Here is a 25,471-nt window from a genome sequence, read left to right as displayed (position 1 = left end):
GCGTGGGTGGGGGGGGGGGGGGTTCGGGGGGGGGGGGGGCGGGGGGGGGGGGGGGGGGGGGGGGGGGGGGGGGGGGGGGGGGGCCCCCCCGGCGGCCGCCGCATGTCCTTGTGACGGCCCTGTGACCGGAAGCATGGCCTCCGTCACAGCCACCCGCCTCGGCGCCTGCTCTCCTGGGCGGATGCGCCCCACTCCCTCCGCCACTCCGGCCGCCCTCTGCGCCGCCCTGGCCGCCACCGTGCTCCTCGCCGGATGCGGAACGCGCGAGGCGGCCTCCGGGCCGGCCGGCGGCCGCGTCGCACCGAGCTGCGCCTCCAGCCCGCCCGAGGGCCGCCCCACGGGCGCGGAGCACGACGGCGTGAGTCTCGTCAGCCGAGGGTGCGGCCCCTCCCCGGATGCGGACCGCGCCGCGTTCCGGGTCACGAACTCCGGGGCGGAAGCCCTCACCTACACCATCACCTTCACGCTCCTGAACGACTCCGGCCAGGCCATGGACACCGTGCGGCAGACCGTGGCGTCCGTGGGGCCGGGGCAGAGCGTCACGCGCACCGTCGAGCGCGCGGACGCCGGAGCCGCGGCCGGTTCGGGAGCCGCGGCCGGGGGCGGAGGCCGCTCGCGGACCGGGGCCGGGTATCAGGTGCGGATAGCCACGGTCCGGGCCGTGCCGGCTGCCGAAGCGCCCGCCCCGGCGGGCACCTGCCCGCCCTCCGGTATCCGGGTCACGGCCGACGACGGGGACGCCGCGATGGGACTGCGCGTCGTGGGGCTGCACCTGACCTACTGCGGCACCGGCACGTACGAGCTCGACGGCTATCCCGCTCTCCGACTGTTCGACGAGCACCACAAGCCGGTGACCGGGATCGAGGTCCTGCACGGCACCGCCGAGATCTCCACGGGCATCGGCCGGGACGCACCGCCCGCGCCGCTGACACTGCACCCGGGCGAGTCCGCCTCGGCCTCCCTGGCCTGGCGCAACACCACCGGCTCCGGCGAGGCGGTGAACGCGCCGTACGTCACGGTGACGGCGAAACCGGGGGCCCCGGCCGTGACCGTGACACCGGAACTCGACCTCGGCACCACGGGCCGGCTCGGCGTCGGCGCCTGGCAGCGGGACGGCCCCCGCACACCGTGAGACCGGCGGGGAACGCGTCTAAGGTGGAGGGGTGTTCACCTCCCAGGGGCCGACGCTCCGCGAACTGGCCGTGCAGGCGTTGACCTCCGTCGAGCGCGGTTACGACCTGCTCGCGCCGAAGTTCGACGAGACCCCGTTCCGCACCCCGGACCGGATGCTCGACGCGGTCGAGGAGGCCCTGGCGGAGTACGAGGGTTCCTTCGGCTCGGGGCTGGACCTGTGCTGCGGAACCGGCGCGGGCCTGCCGCTGCTGCGGCGGCTGTGCCGGGACCGGGTCACCGGGGTGGACCTCAGCGCCGGCATGCTGCGGCAGGCCGCGCGGGACCTTCCCGAGCGGACCGATCTGGTACGGGCCGACGCGCTGGCGCTGCCGGACGCGCTCGCGGACTCGTACGACCTGGCGGTGAGCTTCGGGGCGTTCGGCCACTTCCTGCCCGCCCAGCGGCCCGCGCTGTTCTCGGGCCTCCACCGGGCGCTGCGGCCCGGCGGGGTGTTCGCCTTCCCGATCGGGGCGCCGATCCCGCCGACGGCACCGCTGTGGTGGGCGGTGGCCGGCTTCGACGCGGCGATGCGGGTACGGAACGCGGTGTGGCGGCCGCCGTTCGTCATGTACTACCGCTCGTTCCCGTGGGGGCCGGTCCGGGCCGATCTGCGCGCGGCGGGGTTCACGGTGGAGACGGTCCCGCTGGCGCACTTCGGGCGCCGGTCCGACGGGACTCCGCGGTGGCGCCTGGTACTGGCCCGCAAGCCCGCGTGAGCCGCGCCCACCCCGTCCGCTGCCCCGTCCGCGCGGTCCGCGCGGTCCGCGCGGTCAGGCCCGTCAGGCCCGGGTGCGCAGGTCTCGCTTGAGGACCTTGCCGCTCGCGTTGCGCGGCAGCTCGGTCACGAACTCCACCGTCCTCGGCACCTTGTAGTTGGCCATCTCCCGTCGGGACCAGGCGATCAGGTCGTCGGCGGTGAGGGTGGAGCCGGGGCGGCGGACCGCGTACGCCTTGCCGACCTCGCCGAGCCGCGGGTCGGGGACGCCGACCACCGCGACGTCCGCGACGTCCGGGTGCAGGCCGAGGAGCTGCTCGATCTCGGCGGGGTAGGCGTTGAACCCGCCGACGATGAACATGTCCTTGATCCGGTCGGTGATGCGCAGGTTCCCGGCGGGGTCGAGGACGCCGACGTCGCCCGTGCGCAGCCAGCCGTCGGGGGTGATCGCACGCCGCGTCTCGTCCGGGTCCTCGAAGTAACCCCGCATGACGTGGTGGCCGCGTACCCACACCTCGCCGGGGGTGCCGACCGCCGCCGGGGCGCCGCTCTCGTCGGCTATCCGTACCTCGGTGTCGGGGATGGCGCGCCCGGAGGTGGCGGCGATGACCTCGGGCGGGTCGCCGCGCCGGCACATGGTGACGATGCCGCCGGCCTCGGAGAGCCCGTAGGCGGTCAGGACGGTGGCGATGCGCAGTTCGCCGCGCAGCCGCTCCACGAGCCGGAGCGGGACGACGGCCGCGCCGGTGACGACCAGGCGCAGCGCGGACAGGTCGTGGTGGCCGCGCTGGGGGTGGTCGAGGAGGGACTGGTGGAGGGTGGGCGGGCCGGGGAGGACGGAGATCCGCTCGGCGGCGACGTTCGCGAGGACGGTGTCGACGTTGAAGACGGGCTGGGGGATCATCGTCGCCCCGCGCATCAGGCAGGCGATGATCCCGGCCTTGTAGCCGAAGGTGTGGAAGAACGGGTTCACGATCAGGTAGCGGTCGCCCTCGCGCAGTCCGGCGAGCTCGCTCCACACGTCGTAGCAGCGCAGGGTCTGGGCGTGGGTGATGACGGCGCCCTTGGGGCTGCCGGTGGTGCCGGAGGTGAAGATGATGTCGGAGGGTGCGTCGGGGCGGAGGGAATCGGCGCGCTCGCGGACGGCCCCGGCCGGTACGGGGTCGCCGCCGGCGAGGAAGTCCTTCCAGGTGCGGAACGCCTCGGGGGCGTCTTCGGCGAGGACGACGACCTGTCCGAGGTGGGGGAGGCCGGGCAGCGGTCCGGTGCCGTCGCCTTCGGCGGCGGCGCGGCGCAGCGAGGCGACGTAGGAGGTGCCGAGGAAGGTGCCGGTGATGAAGAGGAGTCGGGCCCGGCTGCGGCGCAGGACGTACGCCGCCTCGGCGCCCTTGAAACGGGTGTTGAGGGGGACGAGGACCGCGCCCGCGGAGACGGCGCCGAGGGCGGAGACGATCCAGTCGAGGCTGTTGGGTGCCCAGACGGCGACGCGGTCGCCGGGTTCGATGCCGACGGCGATGCAGGCGGCCGCGGCGCGTTCCACGCGTGCGCCGAGCCCGGCGTAGCTGACGCGGACCCGGCCGTCGGCGACCGCCTCCCGCTCGCCGTAGCGGGTGGCGGCGTCGCGCACGAGGCCGGCGACGGTGCCCCACCGCAGGTCGCCGCGGCGGGCGCCGGCCTCGGCGGCTCGGACGGCGTCGGGCCCGGCGCCGTCCGGGGGACCCGCCGGGGTGCCGTCCGCCGCCCCACGGGCCCCGCCTACCCCGCTGGCCCCAGCCGGCGCCTCGTCGCCGCCGGGCCGGGCGCCGTCCTGTCGGTGCCTCGCGTGCTGCTCCTCGCCCATCGCGCGTCGCCCTCCCCGTGCCAGTAGCTGACTATCCGTCAGATTAGCTGTAGCCTTCGCGGCTGTCAGCACTGGCGCGCACCCGGAGGTGGCGATGGCGGCAACGCTCAAGGACGCTACGGCAATCGTCGGCATCGGCCAGACCGCCTTTGCCAAACGACTGCCGGGCAGCGAAAAGGAATTGGCCTGCCGCGCGATCCTCGCGGCGCTCGCCGACGCCGGCATCGCACCGTCCGAGGTGGACGCCTTCGCCTCGTACACGATGGAGGAGACGGACGAGGTCGAGGTCGCCAAGTCCATCGGCGCCGGCGACGTCACCTTCTTCTCCAAGGTCGGCTACGGCGGCGGCGGCTCCTGCGCCACGGTCGGCCACCTCGCCGCCGCCGTCGCCACCGGCCAGGCGTCCGTCGGCGTCGCCTGGCGCTCGCGCAAGCGCGGCTCCGGTCCGCGCCCCTGGAAGAACACGACCGTGCAACTGCCCACCCCCGGCCAGTGGACCCGCCCCTTCGGGCTGCTGCGCCCGGCCGACGAGATAGGCATGCTGGCCCGGCGCTACATGCACGAGTACGGGGCCACCCGCGACCACCTCTTCAACGTGGCGATGGCCTGCCGCAACCGGGCCAACGAGAACCCCGCCGCGGTGATGTACGAGCGGCCGCTGACCCGCGAGATGTACATGACCTCCCGCATGATCAGCGAGCCGCTCTGCCTCTTCGACAACTGTCTGGAGACGGACGGGGCGCTGGCCTGCGTCATCGTCTCCGCCGAGCGGGCGCGGGACTGTCGCCAGAAGCCGGTCTACGTCCACTCCGTCGCCCAGGGCCTGCCCGCGCAGCACCACGGCATGGTCAACTACTGGAACGACGACCCGCTGTCCGGTCCGGCGTGGACGGCCGCCCGGCACCTGTGGAAGCAGGCCGACTTCGGGCCCCAGGACGTGGACGTCGCGCAGATCTACGACGCGTTCACCCCGCTGATCCCGCTGTCCCTGGAGGGCTACGGCTTCTGCGGGCGCGGCGAGGGGGCCGCGTTCACCGAGGGCGGGGCGCTGGAGATGGGCGGCCGGCTGCCGATCAACACCGGCGGCGGCGGCCTGTCGGAGGCGTACGTGCACGGCTTCAACCTGATCAACGAGGGCGTCAAGCAACTGCGCGGCATCTCCACCGCCCAGGTGCCGGACGCCGCGACCTGCCTGGTGACGGCGGGCGAGGGTGTCCCGACGTCCGCGATCCTGCTGAGGAGCTGACCCGACCATGAGCGCGCCCGCCGAAAGCCTCCTCCTCCCGGTCCCGGACGAGGACGGGGCCCCGTTCTGGGAGTACGCCGCCCGGGGCGAACTCCGCGTCCAGTCCTGCGCCGACTGCGGCAGGCTCCGCTTCCCGCCGCGGCCGTGTTGCCCGCACTGCGGGTCGTTCGACTCCGCGTGGCGGCTGATGAGCGGCCGGGGCCGGATCTGGTCGTACGTACGGCCGCACCCGCCGCTGCTGCCGGCCTACGCGGCGCAGGCCCCGTACAACGTCATCCTCGTGGAACTGGCGGAGGCTCCGCTGATCCGGCTGGCGGGGAACCTCGTCACCTCGGCCGACGCCCCGCTGGACTCGGTCGATCCGGCCCGGCTGCGGATCGGGGCGCGGGTGCAGGTGGTGTTCACCGAGACGGGCGGGATGAGCGTGCCGCGCTGGGTCCTGGAGCGGCCGTGACGGTCCGGGTGGAGCGGGACGGGGCGGGCGGGGTCGCGGTCGTCACCCTGGACCGGGAGGGCCGGCACAACGCGATCGATCTCGCGACGGCCGACGAACTCGCCGCCCTGTGGCAGGAGTTCCGGCATGACGAGGACGTACGGGCGGTGGTGCTGACGGGGGCGGGCACGGCCGCGTTCTGCACGGGCATCGACCGGGATGTGTCGGTGCCCCAGCCCGCGTCCCCGTACTCCGTCGACGACCCGCTGCTGGCCGTCGGCCCGAAGGCCAACGACCTGTGGAAACCGGTGGTCGCGGCCGTCAACGGCATGGCGTGCGGCGGGGCGTTCTACCTGCTGGGCGAGTCGGAGTTCATCGTCGCCTCGTCGTCCGCGACGTTCTTCGACCCGCACACCACGTACGGGATGGTCAGCGCGTACGAGGCGGTCTACATGGCCCAGCGGATGCCGTTCGGGGAGGTGGCCCGGATGTCCCTGATGGGGACGGCCGAGCGGCTCTCGGCGCTGCGGGCGTACGAGATCGGGCTGGTCTCGGAGCTGGTCGAGCCCGGCGAACTCGCGGCGGCGGCCCTGAGGTCGGCGCGGACGCTGGCCGGCTTCCCGACGGCGGCCGTCCAGGGCACGGTGCGGGCGCTGTGGTCGGCCAAGCAGGCGTCGCTGCGCCGAGCCCTGGACCAGGCGCCGGCCCTGATCGCCCTGGGCAACCTGCCCCCGGCCGAGCAGGCCGCCCTCTTCACCGGCCGCCGCGCGGCGCCGGAGCCCCGGGTCCGGTAGGCACGGTCGGCTCCGGTCGGCGCGGTCGGCTCCGGTCGGCGCGGTGGGCTCCGGTCGGCGCGTCGGTCAGGTGACGGAGCCCAGCCGGCAGCTCGTGACCTGGTCGGCCTTCGCGGGGCTGCCGAGCGGGATCTCGATGGTGCGGGTCTCGCCCTTCTTGAGCGTGACCCGACCGGAGGCGCGCTCGACGGTCCCCGACGCGCCTTCGAAGGTGATCGGGACCTCGACCGTGCGCTCCGTGCTCGCGAGGGAGGTGACGCGGACGGTGGCCTTCGGCGTGCCGGGGCCGGCGCAGGTGACGACCTCGGCGCGGGCGGGGGCGCCGGTGCGGCTGGGGGTGGGGGTGGGACTGGCCGTCGAGCCGCTGCCGCCCCGGGTGGTGTTGCGGTTGTTGTAGCTGTTGCTCCTGTTGTTCTTGGAACTGGAGCCGGCGCTGGAGCAGCCGCCCCCGCCGCCGCTGCTCTTGTGCCCGCTCTTGTGGCCGGACGAGAACCCCGTGAGCGCCAACACCACCCCTACGAGCACCGCGCCGAACCTGATGCGACGTCCGACCGCCATGGCCGACTCCTCCCCCTGGGCAACGGCGCGCCACGCTATCAGGCCCCCCGGACGCCCCACCCGACGTGCGGGCACCCCGGGCCGCACGTAGCGTCGGCACCAAGATCCCCACCTCGGAGGGCCGGGCATGATCCGCAACGTACTCGGCTCGATCCTCGGCCTGATCGGGGCCGCGGTCGCCGTCTGGAGTCCCTTCCGTGCCTGGTACGACGGCCGGCACGGGCGCGACTACCGCCTGGTGGAACTCTTCTCCCCGAGCGGGATCACCGGGGCGAAAGCCGCCCTGTTCACCGGGCTGTTGCTGCCGTTCTGCGTCGCGGCGCTGCTGGCCGTCGTCGCGATCGTGCTGTGCTCGCGCGCCCTGATGGCGCTCGCGGGGGTCGTGGTCCTCGGCTTCGCCGTGCTGTGGATGGTCCGGCAGGGCCAAGCCTTGGGCAGCATCTCCGTCGGCGGCGCCCGGGGCGTCGGCGCGGGCGTCGCGAGCGCGTTCGGCGCCGGCGCGCTGCTCCTCCTGGCGGCGGCCGTCATGCGCGGCCGCCCCCGCCGCCGCCTCCGTGACCGCGACCTCCCGCCCACCACCCAGGCTCCGACCTCCCCCACCCGCCACGACGAGCCGTGGCCCCCGGCGCCGTCCGACCGTCCCTAGGCCCAGTCGGCCTAAGCTCGTGCCGTGAGCGACAGCACAGACGGCACGAACGCCGACGGCGTACGCATACGGATCAGGCCGGGCGGCCCCGACGACGCGGCGGCGGTCCTGGACATGCTCGACTCGGCGGTGGCGTGGATGAACGCGCGCGGCAACACCGAGCAGTGGGGCACGATCCCCTATTCCCGGCGGCCCGGCGCGGCCGAGCGGGTCGGGCGGTACACGACCGAGAACATGCCGTTCATCGCGGAGCGGGACGGCGCGCCGGCCGGGGCCCTGGTCCTGGACACCGGGCCCAGTCCCCAGCTGCCGATCGCCCCGGCCGCGGAACCCGAGCGGTACGTCCGGCTGCTGGTCGGCGACCGCCGCTACGCCGGCCTCGGGATCGGGGCCGCGCTGCTGCACCGGGCCGTCGAGGAGACCCGGCGGGCGGGCGTCGCCCTGTTGCGGGTCGACTGCTGGGCGGGCGGGGGCGGCGAACTGGTCGCGTACTACGAGCGCAACGGCTTCACGGCCACCGACCACTTCCGGTCCGGCACCTGGCCGGGCCGGGTATTGGAGCGGCGCGTCTGACTCTTCGGCCGTACTCGGCCGTCCGGGATCCGGGCCGTCCGGGCCTCAGCCGGCCGAGGCCGCCGGGCCGCGGTGGCGGAGGTCCGCCAGGGCGCCGGTGTACTTGAGCATCAGGCGGGCGAAGTCGAGGCGCTCGTCCTCGGACCAGTCGGCGGTGATGTACTCGTACGCCGACCGCTGGTGGCGACGGAAGCGGGCCATCAGTTCGTGGCCGGCCTCGCTGAGGTGCAGCACCGTACGGCGGCCGTCGTGCTGGGAGGCCCCGCGGACGAGGTAGCCGGCTTTGATGTTGTCGCTGACCATCCGGCTGGCGACGGAGGGGTCCACGGCGAGCAGTTCCGCCACTGCCCCGACGGTGATCTCCTCGTCCGGCCGCCGCGTGCCCTCCAGCACGAGGTTCAGGACCAGGGTGCGGCTCAGGTCCTTCGCCGAGATCGGGTTCTCGACCTCCAGCAGCGAGGTGCGGCGCAGCTTGGAGAACGCGGGTCCGACGGCGTCCAGCAGTTCGTCGGCCGTCATCGTTTCGGGTTTCGCCATGGCCCCGATCATACCTTCGTGATGCCGTGCAGACATGTGTTGACGTGAAAACGTGTGCATGCAAACATGCATATCCATGACGACCCTTATCACCGGTGCCCGAGGCACGATCGCCCGCACGATCACCGGCCTCCTCCACTCCGCCGGCCACCACGTCCGCGCCGCGAGCGCCCGGCCCGCCGAGCTCACCGTGCCGCCCGGCGTGGAGGGCGTCGAACTGGCCCTCGGCCGGCCGGAGACCTTCGCCGCCGCGCTGAGCGGCGTGCGCCGGGTGTTCCTCTACCCCGAGCCGGCCGGCATCTCCGCGTTCGTCGAGGCCGCCGAGGCCGCGGGCGTCGAGCACGTCGTCCTCCTGTCGTCCGCCTCCGTCCTGGAATCGGGCGCGGCGGTCGATCCGCTGGCCTCGCACAGCCTCCGCCTCGAACGGGCCCTCGCCGACGCCGACTTCACCGTGACCCTGCTGCGTCCCGACGCCTTCGCGGGCAACGCGCTGGGCTGGGCCCACTTCATCGCCCGGGGCCTGCCGGTCCCGCTCGCCTACCCGGAGGCGCGCATCGCGCCCATCCACCCGACCGACATCGCCGACATCGCGGTCCACGCGCTGACCGGCGACTCCCTGGCGGGCCGGGCTCTCACCCTCACCGGAGACCGGTCGCTGACCTTCCGGGAGCAGCTCGCGATCATCGCCGAAACCATCGGGCGGCCCGTTCCGGTGGCGGAGATCACCCGCGAGCAGGCCGAGGAGCAGTTGGGCCGGCACCTGCCCCCCGCGATGGTCGGCTCCCTCCTCGACCTGTGGGCCCGCGCCACGGCCACCCCCGTGCCGATCGCCGACACCACGGCCTCCCTCCTCGCCACCCCGCCGCGCACCTTCGCGCAGTGGACCCGGGAGAACGCCGCCGCCTTCACCGCCCGCTGACCACCGGATACGGAGAACCCCTGATGCAGGACACGGCCCGACCCATCGGCTACTGGCTGGCCCGCACCGACCAGGCCCTCACCGCCCACATGGACGCCCTGCTGGCGGAGACCGACCTCACCCGCCTGACCTGGCAGGTGCTGAACGCGGTCGGGGAGGCCCCCGCGACCGATCACGCGGTACGGGACGCCGTCGCCGCGAACGCGGGGGCGCCGGCCCTGACGGCGGCGGTCGAGACCCTCCTCACCACGGGCCGGCTCAGCCGCCCGACCCCCGACGCCCTGGCCCTCACCGAGGCCGGGCGCACGTGTCGCGCCGAGGCCGCCGCCCGCGTCGACGCCTTCCGGGCGCTCGCGACGCGGGGGATCTCCAACGACGAGTACACCACCGCCGTCGGCGTCCTGGCCCGTATGACCCACAACCTCACGCCGGCCGCGTAGCGAGGGGCCGGGTCCGGACATGGCGGCGGCCCCGGTCCCCCGGAGGGGACGGGGCCGGCCGGCCGGAGCGGGAGGGGTCAGGCGGCGTCGACGACGCCCGAGGCCGCGATCTCGATCTTGGCCGAGGTGCGGCCGGACTGGGAGCCCAGGGACTCGATCTTCTTGACCAGGTCCGAGCCCTCGACGACCTCGCCGAAGACGACGTGCTTGCCGTCGAGCCACGGGGTGGGGATCGTGGTGATGAAGAACTGCGAGCCGTTGGTGTTCTTGCCGGCGTTCGCCATCGACAGCAGGAACGGCCGGTCGTGCTTCAGCTGGAAGTTCTCGTCGGCGAACTTCTCGCCGTAGATGCTCTTGCCGCCGGTGCCGTTCTGGTTGGTGAAGTCACCGCCCTGGAGCATGAACTCGGGGATGACGCGGTGGAAGGGCGAACCGGCGTAGCCGAAGCCGTGCTGGCCGGTGGCCAGCTCGCGGAAGTTCTGGGCCGTCTTCGGGACGACCTCGTCGAAGAGGTTGAAGACGATGCGGCCCGCGGACTCGCCGTTGATGTTGATGTCGAAGTAGACGTTGCTCATGGGGTCCATCCTGTCACTCCCGGTGCCGCGCGCGACCCGGGGGCCCGGCCGCGCTCACGCGCCGGTCCGGGTGCCCGTCCCCTTCGCCGCGTCCAGCGCGTACACGCAGCGGTCCTTGCTGCACGCGTAGACCACGCCCGCCTCGGCCACCGGGGCGCCGGTGATCTCGCCGCCCGTGGCCAGCTTCCAGCGCAGCTGACCGCCCGCCGCGTCCAGGGTGTAGAGGCAGTGGTCCGCCGAGCCGAAGTGCACGCGGCCGTCCGCGACCGCCGGCGAACCGGTGATCTCCCCGCCCGCCGCGAACCGCCACTTCGGGGTGCCGGTGACCGCGTCGAGCGTGTAGAGGGCGCTGCCCGCGCCCAGGTGGACGTTGCCGGCCGCCACCAGGACCGGGTCCGGCGAGGGCCGCGACTCCGTCGCGATGCGCCAGCGGTCCTTGCCGGTCGCCGCGTCCAGGGCGTAGACGGTGCCCAGGTAGTCGACGAGGTACACGCCGCCGCCGGTCACCGCCGCGCCCGGGGCGTAGGCCGGGGGCGCCAGGAAGACGGCCGGGGCCTCGAAGTGCCAGCGCACCCGCCCCGAGGCCCGGTCCACGGACAGGACGCGGGTGCCGGCGGCGACGTACACGTTGCCGTCCGGCGCCGGGGTGACCCGTACCGGCACGTTCCCGCAGGCCGCCGCGTCGCCGACCGGGTACGACCAGGCCTCCAGGCCGGAGCGGGCGTCCAGGGCGCGCAACCGGGCGTCCTGCCACACGTAGACGGTGCCGTCGTGCAGGACGGGGGCCGCCTCCGGGGTCTCGAAGTCGGACTGCGCCCCGCTCAGCTCCCACAGCTTCTGCCCGTTGGACGCCTCCCAGCCCTGGACGCCGCCGCCGCGCGTGGCGGTGATGACGGTGCCGCGCTCGGCGCGCAGCGCGTACACCCACGCCTCGGTGGCCAGCCGCCACCGCTCGGAGCCGTCGGAGGCGTCGAGCGCGTACAGGGAGGGCCCGTCGGAGGCGTGGATGCGGCCGTCCGCGACGGTCATGGACCAGGCGACGTCCCTGGTCTTGAACTGGCGCCGGCCGCTGCCGACGTCCAGGGCGTGCACCTCGAAGGAGGTGACGTAGAGCAGGTCGCCCGCGACGGTCGGGGTGCCCCAGACCTCGTTGGACATGCGGAAGCGCCAGGGGCGCCAGCGCCCGCTGTCGGGCGCGGGGCCGGCCGGGCCCGGGGTGGCCGCGGACGACGCCGCCTGGTGCGGCACCGCCGCGACGGCCTCGGCCGACGCGCCGCCCGGCGGGCGGACCCAGCCGGTCGCGATGTCGGCGCCGGCGCCGACGGGCGCGGCGGCCGTAACGCGCGGCCCCGGTCCGATCGGCACGGGGGAGGCACCGAGCCGGACGGGCTCGCCCGAAAGCACCGGGGAGCCGCCCGGCGGGTGGGGCGGCAGCGGCGGGGCGGCCTGGCCGGTGCGCGGGTCCACCCAGGACTCGGCGGGCTCGCGCCGCCGGTGCGTGGCGGGGCCCGACGCGGGCCCCTGGGCGCCGCGCGGCGGGCGGGCGGGCCCGGGGACCACCGCCGTACGCAGGCCCGCGCGCCGGGCCTCGATCATGGCGACGGCCTGGCCGGGCAGCCAGGCCGAGGCGGTGCCGCTGTCGTCGCCGCCTTCGAAGAGGTGCGGGGCCAGCTGCGCCTGGAGGTCCGCCGGGGTGGGGCGGCGGGTGGCGTCCATCTGCATGCAGGAGTCGATGAGGGGCCGCAGTTCGTCGGGGAGCCCCTCCAGGTTCGGGCCCTCGCGCAGCAGCATGAACACCGTCTCGACCGGGTTCGCCCCGTGGTAGGGCGGGTGTCCGGTGGCGGCGAAGACCAGCGTCGAACCGAGCGAGAAGACATCGCTGGCGCCCTTGACGGTGCGCGAGTCCTTCGCCTGCTCGGGCGACATGTAGGCCGGGGTGCCGACGGCGACGTTCGTCATGGTCAGCCGGGTGTTGGAGACCCCGCTCGCGATGCCGAAGTCGATGACGCGCGGGCCGTCCTCGACGACGAGCACGTTGGACGGCTTCAGGTCGCGGTGGACGAGGCCGGCGCCGTGGATGGACTGGAGGGCTTCGGCGATGCCGGCCGCGAGCCACCGTACGGCCTGCGCGGGCATCGGCCCGCACTCGTTGACGATCTCCTCCAGGGAGGGGGCCGGCACGTACGCGGTCGCCAGCCACGGCACGGCGGCGCGCGGGTCGGCGTCGACCACGGCCGCGGTGTAGAAGCCGGAGACGGCGCGCGCCGCCTCCACCTCGCGGGTGAAGCGCACGCGGAACAGTTGGTCCTCGGCGAGTTCGGTCCGCACCGTCTTGATCGCGACGCGTCGTCCGGACGCCGACCGCGCGAGGTAGACCAGCCCCATGCCGCCGGCGCCGAGCCGTCCCAGCACCTCGAAGGGGCCGATCCGTCTCGGGTCGTGCTGCGTCAGCTGCTCCACCACTCGCCTCCACACCTCCCCGTACGGGCCGTCCGGGCCCACGCCGGGCCCGCCCGCAGCGCGCGTCCACCGGCGCGCACGCCCGATTCTGTCAGGCCCGCGCCTGGTCCGGCCCCGGGTCAGGGCCGGGATTCGCCGCCGGCTTTGGTCCGGGGCTCCGAGAGCAGCCCGAAGACCGCCCCCTGATTGTCGGCGACGACGGCGATGCGCCCGTACGGGGTGTCCACGGGATCGGCGGTGACCCGGCCGCCGAGGCGCCGCGCGGTGGCCACGGTCTGGTCGCAGTCGGGGACGGCGAAGTAGGCGAGGAAGTGCGCCGGCATGATCTCCGGGAACGCGTCGGTGATGACGCTGCGGCCCAGGACGGCGGTGGCGGAGCCGGGGACGCTGCCGGGCGGGGACCAGACGCGGTACTCGATGCCGGAGTCGGGGTCGTCCTGGTCCTCGGGTACGTAGCCGAAGACCTTGGCGTAGAACACGTCGACGGCGTCCCGGGCCCGGGTGTAGACCTCCGACCAGCGGTACGTGTACGGCTCGCCCTGGGCTTCGAAGCCGTGGTGGGTGCCGGGCTGCCAGAGGCCGAAGACGGCGCCGCCGGGGTCGGCGGCCATCGCGGCCGTGCCGTACGGGCCCACGGGCTGCGGGTCCATCACCAGCTGGCCGCCGGCGGCGCGGATGCGGGCGGCGCACGCGTAGGCGTCGACGGTGTAGAGGTAGATCCCCCAGACGGTGGGCATGCGGCCGTCGGGCTTGGGGGCGAGGGCGGCGACGTTGCGGCCGCGGCTGTACGCCTGCGTGTAGTGCCCGTACTCGGCGCCCGCGCTGTCGCCGAAGGTCCACCCGAAGAGCTCACCGTAGAAGCGCTTTCCCGCCTCGACGTCCGGGAGCGAGGCGTCGACCCAGCAGGGGGAGCCTTCCGCGAATGCCGTCATGGGCCCGGTTCCTTCCGTCGTGCGGGGGTATGCCCCCATCCGTCCGCCCTGCGCCTCCCGGCCATGATGGGTCCGAAAACTTGTCCACAGCCTGTTGACAAGACTATTCGGGGGATTACGCCACGATACGGGTGGGGTCGGTGACGGTCCGCGACCGGTCGGCGGCGGCGGGGGCGCTCCGCGGGGAAACGACCTGGAAAACGGCCGAAATGCATCGGACGGTCGGGCGCGCAGGCGCTGTGGCCCAGGTCGGCGGCCGGTTGACCCCATTTGCAGGCGGCCGAATAGCGCGCCCATCACCCCTCGGTAAGCTGACGGCATGACAGGACAAGTACGCACCGTCGACGGGCGTGTCGCCGGCCGGCGCGGCCAGGCGACGCGGCAGAAGCTGCTCGACTGCCTCGGCGAGATGCTCAGCTCCTCGCCGTACCGCGACGTCAAGGTGATCGACGTCGCGCGCAAGGCCGGTACCTCCCCCGCGACCTTCTACCAGTACTTCCCGGACGTCGAAGGTGCCGTCCTGGAGATCGCCGAGGAAATGGCCACGGAGGGCGCCCAGTTGACGGCGCTCGTCGAGGGCCGCAACTGGGTCGGCAAGGCCGGCTGGAGCGCGGCCGAGGAACTGGTCGAGGGCTTCCTGGACTTCTGGCGCCGCAACGACGCGATCCTGCGGGTCGTCGACCTCGGCGCGGCCGAGGGCGACAAGCGGTTCTACAAGATCCGCATGAAGATCCTGAACTCCGTCACCAACTCCCTCACGGAGTCGATGAAGGAACTCCAGGCCAAGGGCAAGGTCGACAAGGACCTCAGCCCGGCCGCCATGGCCGGTTCGCTGGTCGCGATGCTGGCCGCGGTCGCCTCGCACCAGAAGGGGTTCCAGACCTGGGGCGTGAAGCAGGCCGAACTCAAGCCGAACCTGGCGCTCCTGGTCCACCTGGGCATCACCGGCAAGAAGCCGACCAGGTAACGGCGGACCCGACCCCCGCCGGGGGCCGGGTCCGCCGCCGGGGGTCCGGGTCGGCCGCCGCGGCCTGCCGTGCCGTGATCAGCGGCGATCCAGCCGGAACAGGCGGATCTCCCGCTCGACGCGCGCCTGGTACGTCGCGTACGGCGGCCAGAATGCCAAGGCCTGACGCCAGGCCGCCGCGCGTTCGTCGCCCTGGAGCAGCCGGGCCCGTACGGCGATCTCCCGGCCGTGCCAACTCACCCGCGCGTCGGGGTGTTTCAGCAGGTTCGCGGTCCAGGCCGGGTGCCCGGGGCGGCCGAAGTTGGAGCCGATCAGCAGCCAACCCGCGCCGTCTTCCAGCGGCATGCAGGCGAGCGGGGTGACGCGCGGCTCCCCCGTTTTGGCGCCCTTGGCGGTGAGGATCAGCCCCGGGAGCATCTGCGCGCTCAGGATGACCTTGCCGCGGGTGAGCTTGTGCACCGCCTTGTCCATGGCGGGGATCACGTGCGGCGCGATCTTGGCGAACAGCAGGGTCGAGGAGACCTTCTGCATCAGGCGGACACCGACGGCTGTCATCGCGCGGCCGTCCTCTCTCGGATCGCCGGGAAGAGCCCGGCGCGCTGTGCGGCGTGCGCCCGGAGCCGGTGGGCGGGACCGAAGAGCAGTTCGTCGGCCGCGGCCCGCTTGAAGTAGAGGTGCGCGTCGTGTTCCCAGGTGAAGCCGATGCCGCCGTGCAGTTGGATGGCCTCCGCGGCGGTCAGCCGGAGCGCCTCCAGCGCCTGGGCGAGGGCGAGTCCGCCCTGGTCGGGGTCCCAGACGGCGTAGTACGCGGCGGATCGGGCCGCCTGGACCTGTACGTAGAGGTCGGCGAGGCGGTGTTTGACCGCCTGGAAGGAGCCGACCGCGCGACCGAACTGCTCCCTCTGGCGTACGTACTCCACCGTGCGGGCCAGCGCCTGCCCGGCCGCGCCGACCGCCTCGGCGGCGAGGGCGGTGGCGACGGTGCGGCCGGTCGCGGCGAGCGCCCCGGCCACGTCGGCGGCGTCGTTGCCGTCCTCGCCGCCCAGCGGTTCGGCCTCCACGTCGCGCAGTTGCACGCGGCCCTGCGGTCGGGTCTCGTCGAGGGTGGCCTGCCGGGCGCGTACGAGACCGGGCGCGTCCCCCCGTACGAGGAACAGCAGGGTACGGCTGCGGGCGAAGCCGCCGGTGTGCGCGGCGACGACCAGCAGCCCGGCGCTGTGCCCGTCCAGGACCTGGGCGGCCTCCCCGTACAGCCGCCGGCCGCCGGCGCCGTCGCCGTGCGCCTGTACCCCGCCGGCGCGGCCGCCCCCCGACCAGTCGCCCGGGGTGTTGTCCCCGGTCAGCGCGAGGGCGGTGGCCAGGGCCGGGCCGGGTACGGCGAGCGCGGCGGTCAGTGTTCCGGCGGCGAGCGGGGGCAGCAGCGCCGCGCGCTGGGCGGGCGTCCCCAGGGCGCCGATCAGCGGGGCGACGAGCCCGGCGGTGGCCAGCAGCGGGGAGGGCAGCAGCACGCGCCCGGTCTCCTCGCAGGCCAGGGCCAGGTCGGCGGGTGCGCAGCCGACCCCGCCGTACTCCTCGGCGATGGCGATGCCCGGCAGGCCGAGCTGCCGGGAGAGCTGCTGCCACAGCTCGGGGTCGTGTCCGGCGGCGGTGCGGACGGCGGCCTTGACCTCGTCCGGGCCGCAGCGTTTGCCCAGGATCTCGCGCAGGGTGCGGCGCATCTCGTCCTGCTCCGCGGTGAAGGCGGCGTCCATCGTCGGGCTCCTCCCGGGGAAACCTCCCGGCGGTGGCCGAGGGGATATCTGACGGGCCGTCATGTTAGGCCGGGGAGTCGCGGATGCCCAGGGGCCGACACCGTCGAACTCGCGGCGGTCCGGACACGCCCCCCTTACCCGACCTAGCGGCTGACGGTCCGTCAGATATACCGTCTCCTCATGCCTGGACCCCTCTCCGCCGCCTCCGCAGCCCGCCGCAGGGTCGCCGTCGTCGGCGTCGCGCTCTCGGACTGCGGCCGGGTGGACGGCCCCACCCCCTACGCCCTGCACGCCCAAGCCGCCCGCCGGGCGCTCGCCGACTCGGGACTGGACCGCTCCGTCATCGACGGCCTGGCCTCGGCCGGGCTCGGCACCCTGGCCCCCGTCGAGGTGGCCGAGTACCTGGGGCTGCGGCCCACCTGGGTCGACTCCACCTCCGTCGGCGGCTCCACCTGGGAGGTCATGGCGGCCCATGCCGCCGACGCCATCGCCGCCGGCCACGCCAACGCCGTCCTGCTGGTCTACGGCTCCACCGCGCGCGCCGACATCAAGGCCCGGCGGCGCACCTCCAACCTGTCCTTCGGGGGGCGGGGCCCGCTCCAGTTCGAGGTCCCGTACGGCCACACCCTCGTCGCGAAGTACGCGATGGCCGCGCGCCGCCACATGCACGAGTACGGCACCACGGCGGAGCAGCTCGCGGCCGTCGCCGTGCAGGCCAGGGCGAACGCCGCGACCAACCCGGACGCGATGTACCGGGACCCGATCACGGTGGAGGACGTGCTGTCCGCCGAGATGATCGCGGACCCCTTCACGAAGCTGCACTGCTGCATCCGCTCGGACGGGGGCTGCGCCGTGCTCCTCGCGGCGGAGGACTACGTACCGGACACCGCGAAGGCGCCCGTGTGGGTCCTGGGCTCGGGCACCTCCGTCTCCCACACCACCATGTCGGAGTGGGCGGACTTCACCGTCTCCCCGGCGGCGGTCTCGGGGCGGCTGGCCTTCGAACGGGCCGGGCTGACCCCGGCGGACGTGGACCTGGCGCAGATCTACGACGCCTTCACGTACATGACCCTGGTGACGCTGGAGGACCTCGGCTTCTGTGCGAAGGGCGAGGGCGGGGCGTTCGTGGAGAAGGGGCGGCTGCTGCGGGGCGGCGAGCTGCCCGTGAACACCGACGGCGGTGGTCTCTCGGCCTGCCATCCGGGGATGCGGGGGCTGTTCCTGCTGGTGGAGGCGGTCCGTCAACTCCGCGGCGAGGCCGGTCCGGGCCGGCAGGTCACCAGACGGGACGGCCGGTTGCCCGAGGTCGCGCTGGCCTCGGGCACGGGCGGCTGGTTCTGCTCGTCGGGGACGGTGCTGCTGGGCCGGTAGGCCGGCGCCGGCGGCTCAGTAGTTCCAGCGGGACCGGCTGCCGTCCGGTCGGCAGTAGATGAGGCGGCCGTTGGCGCCGTGCGTCTCGCGGCCGACGTCGGCCTTGCGGCAGAACTGGCCCGCCTTGTAGCAGTTGCCCGCGTCGGAGACGATCTCGCAGGAGGTCTCCGCGGCGGGCGTCGCCTCGCGGGTCGCCGCGCGGGTCGGCTCCGGGGCCGGGTCCCGGGTCGTGGGCTTCGCCGCGGGCCGCGTCGGCGGTTCGGCGGAGGGCGTCGATACGGGGACGGTCGCCGAGGCGGACACCGAGGCCGAGGCCGATTGCGAGGCCGAGGGGCCGGGGAGCGGGGTGGCCGAGGGCGGGGCGGACGTGACCGCCGGGGGTGTGGTCGCCGGCGCCAGGGACCGGGCCGGGGCGGTCCCCGTGTCGGGCCCGCAGGCGACGGCCACGCCGGCCAGCAGCAGCGTGGCCAGTGTCCGGCGGAGCACCGTCGCCGTGCGTCTGCCGCGTCTCGCGCCGGTGGCGTCCGTGCGGTCTGTGCGGTCTGTGCGGTCTGTGCGGTCTGTGCGGTCTGTGCGGTCCATCGGTGCCCCCACCCCTAGCGGTTTGATGAGGGCACATCATATGAACGCCTCGTGCTGTGCCGGAGGCACTTTCCCCCAACCGGGAGCGACGGCCCGCCCTGCGCCTCAAACGCCGGCGAGGCTGAAATCGCCCGGCGCAGCCGCCAACCCATGCCCGGCGGAACCCGCCTCGGCCCGTGGGGTACCTCCCAGCCCCGCCGGCGAGGCAGAAGATGCCCGAGCCCGAGCCCGGGCCCGAACATTGGGGCAGAGCCCGGGCCTATGCGCGCCGCCGCTGCCGGGGGCCAGCCCCCGGGCCCCCGCGCCTCAAACGCCGGCGAGGCTGGGATTGCCCGGCGCAGCCGCCAACGCATGCGCGGCGTCACCCGCCTCAGACCCGTAGGGCACCTCCCAGCCCGCCGGCGATTGAGGCGCGGCTGGGCGGAGCCCGGGAACTGTGGAAGGGCGGCTTCGCGCCGCGCACGGACGCGGCCCGGCCCGGCCCGGCCCCGGGATGGTTCCATGGCCGCATGACCCCTGAGACCGGTGGCGACGACTTCCGCAAGACCCTGCACTCCCTGCGCGTGTGGGACACCCCGCTGCCCTCCTTCGACCCCGAGGCCGCGCCCGCCGAGCCGTTGGAACTGTTCCGGGAGTGGTTCACGCACGCCGCCCGCGCCGGGCAGCCCGAGCCGCACACGATGAGCCTGGCGACGGTGGACGCCGACGGGCGGCCCGACGTCCGGACCCTGATGCTGCACGACGCCGACGCCCGCGGCTGGCACTTCGCCTCGCACGCCACCAGCGCCAAGGGCCGCCAGTTGGCCGGACAGTCGGCCGCCGCCCTCGGCTTCTACTGGCCTGCGGTGGGCCGCCAGATCCGCATCCGGGGCCGCGTCACGGCCTGCGGGCCGCAGGAGAGCCGCGCGGACCTGGCGGTGCGCTCGCGCGGCGCACTGGCGGCGGCGCTGACCGGTCGCCAGAGCGAGGTGCTGGGCTCCCTGGCCGAGCTGGCCGAGGCTTCGGCGGCGGCCTGGGTCCGCGCCGGAGCCGACCCCGAGGCGCCCGCGCCGACGTGGACGCGGTACGTGCTGGAGCCGGCGGAGGTCGAGTTCTTCCAGGGCGACGCCGCCCGTCGCCACACCCGGCTCCACTACCGGCGCGACCCCGCCGGCACCTGGACGCGCAGCCTCCTGTGGCCGTGAGCCCGCCGCCGGAGGGGTCCGCGCGCCTCAGCTGCGCGAGTAGGAGCCGAGGCCGATCAGGCAGTACACGTACTCGTTGATCGGGGCACCGTTGAGGGTGTAGCGGTACGAGAACGCGTACTCCGTGCGCGCGGTGTCGTCGCAGCGGTGCAGGTCCGAGGTGAACCCGAACCGCTGGATCACCTTGTAGTGCGCGTCCGACGCCGAGCAGGAGACCTCCTCCACGTTGTCGACGCGCTGCGCGGTCGTCGAGTCCGGCAACTGCCCGTTGAGGCAGGTACCCGTGTCGAACGGGCTCGGATCCGCCGTCGTCGGCGCGGTGGTGGGGTACGGATAGCTGCCGGCGCCGCTGCTGCCCGTGCCGGAGGTGTACGACGTGTCGGTCGGCAGCGGCGCCGGCGACCAGGAGCTGTACGTCGGAGTGGGAGTGGGAGTCGGCGACGAGGAAGCGGACGACGAGGACGACGACGAGGTGTGCTTGTTGTCGTCGCCGCTGTTCACCGCGATCGCGCCGATGATGACGGCCGCGACGACGCCGACCACCGCCAGACACCCGCCCACTCCGGACGACTTGGCCGGCCGCGGCGGCTGCCCGGGCACCGCGGACGCGACGGTCGCCGGCCCGGCGGCGCCACCCGCCCCGGCCCCCACCGCAACCCGTATCCGCACCAGCACCTCGCGGTCGCCGACGCGCGCCCGTACGAGTTCACCGTCCCGGCAGCCCGCGGGAATCCGCAGGCGCGCGCTCCCACCGCCGGGCAGGGACACCGGCAGGATCACGCCGTAGGCGGCCTGCTCGGGGGTGATCGTGAGGGGGATCTCCTGCGAGGACACCGGCTGCTCCGAGGGGTGAGGTGGTACGGACCTTTCTGGCGACACCCCAGGATCGCCGGATTCCGCCCGGGGACGCAGCCGTTCCGCCGGACCGGTGCGCGCCTGTGACATACGGCGACGGCCGGCCTTCGGTACGTCAACTTCCGTTCTGCCGAACCTGCTTACGACTCCGGGCGGAAGACCGGGACGGCCGCACCCGGACCGCTCTCGCGGAACGCGACCCGCAGCGGCATCCCGATGCTCAACTCCGCCGCCCCGCAGTCCACGAGCTCCGTCATCATCCGCGGCCCCTCCGCCAGGTCCACCACCGCCGCCACGTACGGCACCCGCTCCCCGAAGGGCGGCAGGTCGTTGCGGTGGATCACCGACCACGTGTACAGGACGGCCGCCCCCTCGGCCTCCTCCCACCGCACCCGATCCTCCCCCGCCCAGCAGAACGGGCAGAACTCCCTGGGGTAGTGGTGCGCCCGGCCGCACTCCGCGCAGCGCCGCAGCAGCAGTCGGCCCCGCGCGGCGGCCTCCCAGTAGGGGCGGGTGAAGTCGTCCGCCTCGGGCAGGTCGTACCGCGCCGTCGCCCTGGCGGCAGGGCCCGAAGCCCCGTTCGCCCCGCTCGTCCCGCTCACAGGAAGAGTCCCGTCGCCGCGTCGAGGGACCAGACCTGCCAGCCCATGGCGAAGAGCGCGACCGCCGAGATGAGCGCCATCATCGCGTTCTGCCCCTGCTCGGCCCAGTCGTGGATCATCAGCACCAGGTACAGCAGGTTCAGCAGCAGTCCCCCGACCAGGGCGATCGGGGTGAGCAGCCCGAGGACCAGGCCGAGACCGAGCGCGAGTTCCGCGTACACCACCACGTAGGCCATCAGTTTCGGGCGCGGCCGGACGACCCGGTCGAAGCCGCCCTTGACGAACGCCCAGCGGTGGTTGCCCGCCACGTCGGCGGCCCACGCGATTCCGGTGCCGCGCTCGAACCAGCCCTTCTTGTCCTTGTGCCGCCAGCTCTCCAGCCACCACAGGCCGAGCCCCATCCGGAGCACGGCTGTCCATTCGGCCCCACTGAGCCAGACGGTCCGCATCGGCAGCCCCCATCCTCCATTATCTGACGGTACGTCAGTTCACCCGATCGGGGCCCGTCCCGCAAGGCCCCCGACGCGGGCCCGTGACCGATCCGCAATCGGATCCCTCCTCGTCCGAGACCCATCAACTCTCTGTGTCGATACGCTCACACCTCATGCCCGCAGTCCCCACAGCCCCCGACCTGACCACCCAGCCCCGCCCCGTGTACGTGATCGGCGCCGGCCCCGGCGGCCTCGCCGCCGCCGCCGCGCTGCGCGCCCGCGGGGTCCGTGCCGTGGTGGTCGAGAAGTCCGACACCGTCGGCGCCTCGTGGCGCGCCCACTACGACCGGCTTCGCCTGCACACCACGCGGCGCCTCTCGGCGCTCCCCGGGCTGGCCGTGCCGCGCCGCTTCGGGCGGTGGGTCGCACGGGCGGACGTGGTGCGCTACCTGGAGAGGTACGCGGAGTTCCACGAGTTGGAAGTGGTCACCGGCGTGGAGGTGACCCGGATCGAGCGCGCCACCGACGCGAACGGGGACGGCGAGGGCTGGACCCTGTACGCCGGCGGCGGCCGGGTGCTGGCCGCCGGGGCCGTCGTCGTGGCGACCGGGTTCAACCACACACCCGCCGTGCCCGACTGGCCCGGCCGCGAGGGCTACCCGGGGCGGCTGCTGCACGCCGCCGAGTACCGCGACCCCGCCCCGTACGCCGGCCTGGACGTGCTCGTGGTCGGGGTCGGCAACACGGGCGCGGAGATCGCCGTCGACCTGGCCGAGGGCGGGGCCGCGCGGGTGCGGCTCGCCGTCCGCACCGCCCCGCACATCGTGCGCCGCTCCAGTCTGGGCTGGCCGGCGCAGCGCAGCGCGATCCTGGTGCGCCGGCTGCCCGTGCGGCTCGTGGACCGGCTCGCCGCGCTCATCGCCAAGGCCACCGTCCCGGACCTGTCGGCGTACGGGCTCCCGCGCCCCGACACCGGGCTCTACAGCAGGGTGCGCGAGGGCGCGATCCCGGTGCAGGACGTCGGGCTGATCAGCGCCGTGCGTCGCGGGGCGGTCGAGCCGGTCGCCGCCGTCGCGGGCTTCGACGGGGCCGAGGTGGAGTTGGCGGACGGCAGCCGGGTCGCCCCGGACGTGGTGATCGCGGCCACCGGCTACCGGCGGGCACTGGAGGGGCTGGTGGGCCACCTGGGCGTGCTCGACGAGCGCGGTCGCCCCCGCGCGCACGGCGCCCGCACTGCCGCCGGGGCCCCGGACCTCTACTTCACCGGGTTCACCAACCCCATCAGCGGGATGTTGCGGGAGCTGGCCCTGGACGCGGAGCGGATCGCCAAGGCGGTCGCCCGCCGACGGGCGCGCGAAGGCGGGGACGGGAGCGCCCGCGCCCGCCGCCGGGTCGGCTGAAACCGTCCTGGACCCCCCGCCCGGGGATCTGGGACCGTTCCACACACCACCTCCACCATCTTTCCGGCGCATCCCTGTTCCTGACGGCGCGTCAGTTCAGTAATCTGACTATGCGTCAGCTAGCGAGACTCATGGAGTTCATCGAGCAGGAGCGGGCGGAACGATGCTTGGATCTACTCACGGCACCCTCACCACCGACTTCCGCGCACGGGTCGACGCCTGCGGCGAGACCCCCCGGACGGCCGTCCACTCCACGGCGGCCCCCACCGCCGAGGACGCGGCCGCCCTGGACGTCAGCGGCCGGCCGCTGCGCTCCGACGTGCCCGACCTGGACCGGTTCTTCCGGCCCGGGTCCGTGGCCGTCATCGGCGCCTCCGACGCCGAGGGCAGACCGAACACCGGCATCACCCGGCAGCTCATCGCCTGGGCCGAGCGCGTCGGGGCCCGCGTCCACCCCGTGCACCCGACCCGCGCCACGGTCTTCGGACTGCCCTGCCACGCCTCTGTGGCCGCGCTGCCCGAACAGGTGGACCTCGCGGTGCTGCTCGTGGCCGACCCGCTCCCGGTGATCGAGGAGCTGGCCGAGGCCAAGGTCAGGTTCGCGGTCGCGTTCGCCTCCGGTTTCGCCGAGACCGGTGACGCCGGGGCCGCCGCGCAGGCCCGGCTCTCCGCCGCCGTCCGCCGATCGGGCCTGCGCCTGCTCGGCCCCAACACCAACCTCAACGCCTTCGAGGCGTTCCGCGACGACCTGGACGGCCCGGCCATCGCGCTGATCACCCAGTCCGGGCACCAGGGCCGGCCGGTCTACACCCTTCAGGAACTCGGCATCCGGCTCTCGCACTGGGCCCCCACGGGCAACGAGGCCGATCTGGAGACCGCCGACTTCATCTCCTACTTCGCCGAGCGGCCCGAGGTGGGGGCCATCGCCTGCTACGTCGAGGGGCTCAAGGACGGCCGCGCCTTCCTGCTCGCCGCCGACCGGGCCGCACGCGCCAAGGTGCCCGTCGTCGCCGTCAAGGTCGGCCGCACCGAGACCGGCGCCCGGATGGCGGCCTCCCACACCGGGAAGCTGACCGGCTCCGACGCGGTGGTGGACGCGGCCATGCGGCAGTTCGGGGTGATCCGGGTCGACGGCCTGGACGAGCTCCAGGACACCGCGGCCCTGCTGGCCCGCGCGCGCCCGCCCCGGGCCGACGGCGTCGTCGTGTACTCGATCTCCGGCGGCACCGGGGCCCACTTCTCCGACCTGGCGACGGAGGCGGGGCTGCTGCTCCCCACCCTCTCGCCGGCCAAGCAGGCCGAGCTGCACCAGTGGATCCCGCAGTACCTGAACGTCGCGAACCCCGTGGACAACGGCGGCCACCCGGTCGGCGACTGGCGCGGCCCCAAGATCATCGAAGCGATCCTGGCGGACCCGTCCGTCGGCGTCCTGATCTGCCCGATCACCGGGCCGTTCCCGCCCATGAGCGACAAGCTGGCGCAGGACCTGGTGGACGCCGCCGAGCGGACGGACAAGCTGATCTGTGTGATCTGGGGGTCCCCGGTCGGTACGGAGGAGGCGTACCGCGGCACCCTGCTCGGCTCCTCCCGGGTGGCCACCTTCCGCACCTTCGGCAACTGCATCACCGCCGTACGGGCCTACCTCGACCACCACCGCTTCACCGCGTCCTACCGCTCCCCCTTCGAGGACGCCCCGCGCACCCCCTCCCCCTCCTACCGCAAGGCCCAGGCCCTGATGCGCCCCGGCCGGCAGCTCAGCGAGCACGCGGCGAAGCAGTTGCTGCGGGCCTACGGGATACGGGTCCCGCGCGAACAGTTGGTGACCAGCGCGGCCGCGGCGGTCCGGGCGGCGGGTCTGGTCGGCTACCCGGTCGTGATGAAGGCGTCCGGGCCCCAGCTCGGGCACAAGACGGAACTGGGTCTGGTCAAGATCGGCCTGACCTCGGCGAGCCAGATCCGCGACGCCTACCGGGAGCTGACGGACATCGCCCGCTACGAGAACGTCCCGCTGGACGGCATCCTCGTCTGCCAGATGGTCGAGCGGGGCGTCGAGATGGTCGTCGGCGTCACCCAGGACGACCTGTTCGGCCCGACGGTGACGGTGGGGCTGGGCGGGGTGCTCGTGGAGGTGCTGCGCGACGCGGCGGTGCGGGTGCCGCCGTTCGGGGAGGACCAGGCGCGGGCGATGCTGACGGAACTGCGCGGGCACGCGCTGCTGGAGGGCGTACGGGGCGCGCCCCCGGCGGACGTGGACGCGCTGGTGGAGGTCGTCCTGCGGGTCCAGCGGATGGCGCTGGAACTGGGCGACACCCTCTCCGAACTGGACATCAACCCCCTGATGGTACTGCCCCGCGGCCAGGGCGCGGTGGCCCTGGACGCCCTGGCCGTCTGCCGCTGACGCCTGCCCGCCGCCGCTCCGAGCCACGGCTCGGGCCCCCGCGTCCCGGCCCCGGGCGGGCCGGGACGCCCCTGACACGAACGGAGTTC

26 protein-coding genes are annotated in these 25,471 nt (G+C 74.3%); 14 read left to right on the top strand and 12 right to left on the bottom strand.

What is annotated here, in order from left to right:
* Positions 1-181: 181 nt before the first annotated feature.
* Together ACFVXJ_RS15545 and ACFVXJ_RS15540 are read left to right on the top strand one after the other, a co-directional pair.
* Complete coding sequence (locus ACFVXJ_RS15545) at positions 182-1,132, top strand: DUF4232 domain-containing protein (RefSeq protein WP_389662226.1); 951 nt, start codon at positions 182-184, stop codon at positions 1,130-1,132.
* 31 nt (positions 1,133-1,163) lie between these two features.
* Positions 1,164-1,889, top strand: coding sequence for a methyltransferase domain-containing protein (locus ACFVXJ_RS15540; protein WP_389662225.1), 726 nt, complete (start codon positions 1,164-1,166; stop codon positions 1,887-1,889).
* 63 nt (positions 1,890-1,952) lie between these two features.
* On the opposite strand, the gene ACFVXJ_RS15535 is transcribed toward ACFVXJ_RS15540, so the two are convergent.
* Positions 1,953-3,728 carry a FadD3 family acyl-CoA ligase gene (locus tag ACFVXJ_RS15535; RefSeq protein ID WP_389662224.1) on the bottom strand — a complete coding sequence of 592 codons (1,776 nt, stop codon included), beginning with the start codon at positions 3,726-3,728 and terminating at the stop codon, positions 1,953-1,955.
* A 94-nt stretch (positions 3,729-3,822) separates the two neighbouring features.
* On the opposite strand from ACFVXJ_RS15535, the gene ACFVXJ_RS15530 reads away from it, so the two are divergent.
* Genes ACFVXJ_RS15530 through ACFVXJ_RS15520 form a run of 3 tightly spaced genes read left to right on the top strand, consistent with a single transcriptional unit; the run spans position 3,823 to position 6,201 of the window.
* Entirely contained in the window at positions 3,823-4,974 is a 1,152-nt protein-coding gene (locus ACFVXJ_RS15530) for a lipid-transfer protein (protein ID WP_361318968.1), read from the top strand.
* Between the two features lie 7 nt (positions 4,975-4,981).
* Positions 4,982-5,428, top strand: a complete 447-nt coding sequence (locus ACFVXJ_RS15525) for a Zn-ribbon domain-containing OB-fold protein (RefSeq protein ID WP_389662223.1) — start codon at positions 4,982-4,984, stop codon at positions 5,426-5,428.
* A complete protein-coding gene (locus ACFVXJ_RS15520) occupies positions 5,425-6,201 on the top strand; it encodes an enoyl-CoA hydratase/isomerase family protein (protein WP_389662222.1) in 777 nt (258 codons plus the stop codon). The genes ACFVXJ_RS15525 and ACFVXJ_RS15520 overlap by 4 nt, the downstream gene beginning before the upstream one ends.
* A gap of 66 nt (positions 6,202-6,267) precedes the next feature.
* Here the strand turns inward: ACFVXJ_RS15520 and ACFVXJ_RS15515 are convergent, their stop codons facing one another.
* Positions 6,268-6,759: a hypothetical protein gene (locus ACFVXJ_RS15515; RefSeq protein ID WP_389662221.1), complete on the bottom strand. Its 492-nt coding sequence runs from the start codon at positions 6,757-6,759 to the stop codon at positions 6,268-6,270.
* 127 nt (positions 6,760-6,886) lie between these two features.
* Here ACFVXJ_RS15515 and ACFVXJ_RS15510 point away from each other — a divergent pair, with 127 nt between their 5' ends.
* Both ACFVXJ_RS15510 and ACFVXJ_RS15505 read left to right on the top strand, forming a co-directional pair.
* Positions 6,887-7,405, top strand: coding sequence for a hypothetical protein (locus ACFVXJ_RS15510; protein WP_389662220.1), 519 nt, complete (start codon positions 6,887-6,889; stop codon positions 7,403-7,405).
* 114 nt (positions 7,406-7,519) lie between these two features.
* Positions 7,520-7,978 carry a GNAT family N-acetyltransferase gene (locus ACFVXJ_RS15505; RefSeq protein ID WP_389662455.1) on the top strand — a complete coding sequence of 153 codons (459 nt, stop codon included), beginning with the start codon at positions 7,520-7,522 and terminating at the stop codon, positions 7,976-7,978.
* Between the two features lie 45 nt (positions 7,979-8,023).
* On the opposite strand, the gene ACFVXJ_RS15500 is transcribed toward ACFVXJ_RS15505, so the two are convergent.
* The gene (locus tag ACFVXJ_RS15500; RefSeq protein WP_389662219.1) at positions 8,024-8,515 is read right to left on the bottom strand and encodes a MarR family winged helix-turn-helix transcriptional regulator; all 492 of its coding nucleotides are present in this window, start codon (positions 8,513-8,515) and stop codon (positions 8,024-8,026) included.
* Positions 8,516-8,591: 76 nt separating this feature from the next.
* Between ACFVXJ_RS15500 and ACFVXJ_RS15495 the strand changes: the two genes are divergently transcribed.
* Together ACFVXJ_RS15495 and ACFVXJ_RS15490 are read left to right on the top strand one after the other, a co-directional pair.
* Positions 8,592-9,434 (top strand): SDR family oxidoreductase, encoded by an 843-nt coding sequence (locus ACFVXJ_RS15495; protein WP_389662218.1) that lies wholly within the window; start codon positions 8,592-8,594, stop codon positions 9,432-9,434.
* A gap of 23 nt (positions 9,435-9,457) precedes the next feature.
* Positions 9,458-9,874 carry a MarR family transcriptional regulator gene (locus ACFVXJ_RS15490; RefSeq protein WP_389662217.1) on the top strand — a complete coding sequence of 139 codons (417 nt, stop codon included), beginning with the start codon at positions 9,458-9,460 and terminating at the stop codon, positions 9,872-9,874.
* 77 nt (positions 9,875-9,951) lie between these two features.
* On the opposite strand, the gene ACFVXJ_RS15485 is transcribed toward ACFVXJ_RS15490, so the two are convergent.
* From ACFVXJ_RS15485 to ACFVXJ_RS15475, 3 genes are all read right to left on the bottom strand, one after another.
* Positions 9,952-10,449 carry a peptidylprolyl isomerase gene (locus ACFVXJ_RS15485; RefSeq protein WP_361318948.1) on the bottom strand — a complete coding sequence of 166 codons (498 nt, stop codon included), beginning with the start codon at positions 10,447-10,449 and terminating at the stop codon, positions 9,952-9,954.
* A 54-nt stretch (positions 10,450-10,503) separates the two neighbouring features.
* Entirely contained in the window at positions 10,504-12,912 is a 2,409-nt protein-coding gene (locus ACFVXJ_RS15480) for a PQQ-binding-like beta-propeller repeat protein (protein WP_389662216.1), read from the bottom strand.
* Positions 12,913-13,028: 116 nt separating this feature from the next.
* A complete protein-coding gene (locus ACFVXJ_RS15475; RefSeq protein ID WP_389662215.1) occupies positions 13,029-13,841 on the bottom strand; it encodes a VOC family protein in 813 nt (270 codons plus the stop codon).
* Between the two features lie 319 nt (positions 13,842-14,160).
* Between ACFVXJ_RS15475 and ACFVXJ_RS15470 the strand changes: the two genes are divergently transcribed.
* Positions 14,161-14,808: a TetR family transcriptional regulator gene (locus tag ACFVXJ_RS15470; RefSeq protein WP_389662214.1), complete on the top strand. Its 648-nt coding sequence runs from the start codon at positions 14,161-14,163 to the stop codon at positions 14,806-14,808.
* 78 nt (positions 14,809-14,886) lie between these two features.
* Here ACFVXJ_RS15470 and ACFVXJ_RS15465 read toward each other — a convergent pair whose 3' ends face one another.
* Both ACFVXJ_RS15465 and ACFVXJ_RS15460 read right to left on the bottom strand, forming a co-directional pair.
* On the bottom strand, positions 14,887-15,363 hold the full coding sequence (locus ACFVXJ_RS15465) for a nitroreductase family deazaflavin-dependent oxidoreductase (protein WP_389662213.1): 477 nt from the start codon (positions 15,361-15,363) through the stop codon (positions 14,887-14,889).
* Positions 15,360-16,559: an acyl-CoA dehydrogenase family protein gene (locus tag ACFVXJ_RS15460; RefSeq protein WP_389662212.1), complete on the bottom strand. Its 1,200-nt coding sequence runs from the start codon at positions 16,557-16,559 to the stop codon at positions 15,360-15,362. The genes ACFVXJ_RS15465 and ACFVXJ_RS15460 overlap by 4 nt, the downstream gene beginning before the upstream one ends.
* Before the next feature lie 180 nt (positions 16,560-16,739).
* Between ACFVXJ_RS15460 and ACFVXJ_RS15455 the strand changes: the two genes are divergently transcribed.
* On the top strand, positions 16,740-17,930 hold the full coding sequence (locus ACFVXJ_RS15455; protein ID WP_389662211.1) for an acetyl-CoA acetyltransferase: 1,191 nt from the start codon (positions 16,740-16,742) through the stop codon (positions 17,928-17,930).
* Between the two features lie 15 nt (positions 17,931-17,945).
* Here the strand turns inward: ACFVXJ_RS15455 and ACFVXJ_RS15450 are convergent, their stop codons facing one another.
* Positions 17,946-18,416 (bottom strand): hypothetical protein, encoded by a 471-nt coding sequence (locus tag ACFVXJ_RS15450; RefSeq protein WP_389662210.1) that lies wholly within the window; start codon positions 18,414-18,416, stop codon positions 17,946-17,948.
* Positions 18,417-19,021: 605 nt separating this feature from the next.
* On the opposite strand from ACFVXJ_RS15450, the gene ACFVXJ_RS15445 reads away from it, so the two are divergent.
* Positions 19,022-19,696 carry a pyridoxal 5'-phosphate synthase gene (locus ACFVXJ_RS15445; RefSeq protein ID WP_389662209.1) on the top strand — a complete coding sequence of 225 codons (675 nt, stop codon included), beginning with the start codon at positions 19,022-19,024 and terminating at the stop codon, positions 19,694-19,696.
* A 27-nt stretch (positions 19,697-19,723) separates the two neighbouring features.
* On the opposite strand, the gene ACFVXJ_RS15440 is transcribed toward ACFVXJ_RS15445, so the two are convergent.
* The 3 genes from ACFVXJ_RS15440 to ACFVXJ_RS15430 form a co-directional block, all read right to left on the bottom strand.
* Positions 19,724-20,530 (bottom strand): hypothetical protein, encoded by an 807-nt coding sequence (locus ACFVXJ_RS15440; RefSeq protein WP_389662208.1) that lies wholly within the window; start codon positions 20,528-20,530, stop codon positions 19,724-19,726.
* A gap of 161 nt (positions 20,531-20,691) precedes the next feature.
* Positions 20,692-21,153, bottom strand: a complete 462-nt coding sequence (locus ACFVXJ_RS15435; RefSeq protein WP_389662207.1) for a Zn-ribbon domain-containing OB-fold protein — start codon at positions 21,151-21,153, stop codon at positions 20,692-20,694.
* Positions 21,150-21,602 (bottom strand): DoxX family membrane protein, encoded by a 453-nt coding sequence (locus ACFVXJ_RS15430; RefSeq protein ID WP_389662206.1) that lies wholly within the window; start codon positions 21,600-21,602, stop codon positions 21,150-21,152. Before ACFVXJ_RS15430 ends, ACFVXJ_RS15435 begins: the two co-directional genes overlap by 4 nt.
* A 155-nt stretch (positions 21,603-21,757) precedes the next feature.
* Here ACFVXJ_RS15430 and ACFVXJ_RS15425 point away from each other — a divergent pair, with 155 nt between their 5' ends.
* Both ACFVXJ_RS15425 and ACFVXJ_RS15420 read left to right on the top strand, forming a co-directional pair.
* On the top strand, positions 21,758-22,984 hold the full coding sequence (locus tag ACFVXJ_RS15425) for a flavin-containing monooxygenase (protein WP_389662205.1): 1,227 nt from the start codon (positions 21,758-21,760) through the stop codon (positions 22,982-22,984).
* A gap of 163 nt (positions 22,985-23,147) precedes the next feature.
* Positions 23,148-25,382, top strand: a complete 2,235-nt coding sequence (locus tag ACFVXJ_RS15420; protein WP_389662204.1) for an acetate--CoA ligase family protein — start codon at positions 23,148-23,150, stop codon at positions 25,380-25,382.
* Positions 25,383-25,471 lie beyond the last annotated feature (89 nt).

Source organism: Streptomyces sp. NPDC058279 (assembly GCF_042881255.1).
In the GTDB taxonomy this organism is placed as follows: Bacteria; Actinomycetota; Actinomycetes; order Streptomycetales; family Streptomycetaceae; genus Streptomyces.
The sequence above is the reverse complement of the archived record's forward strand: the minus strand, read 5'-3'. Positions and strand labels throughout refer to the sequence as shown.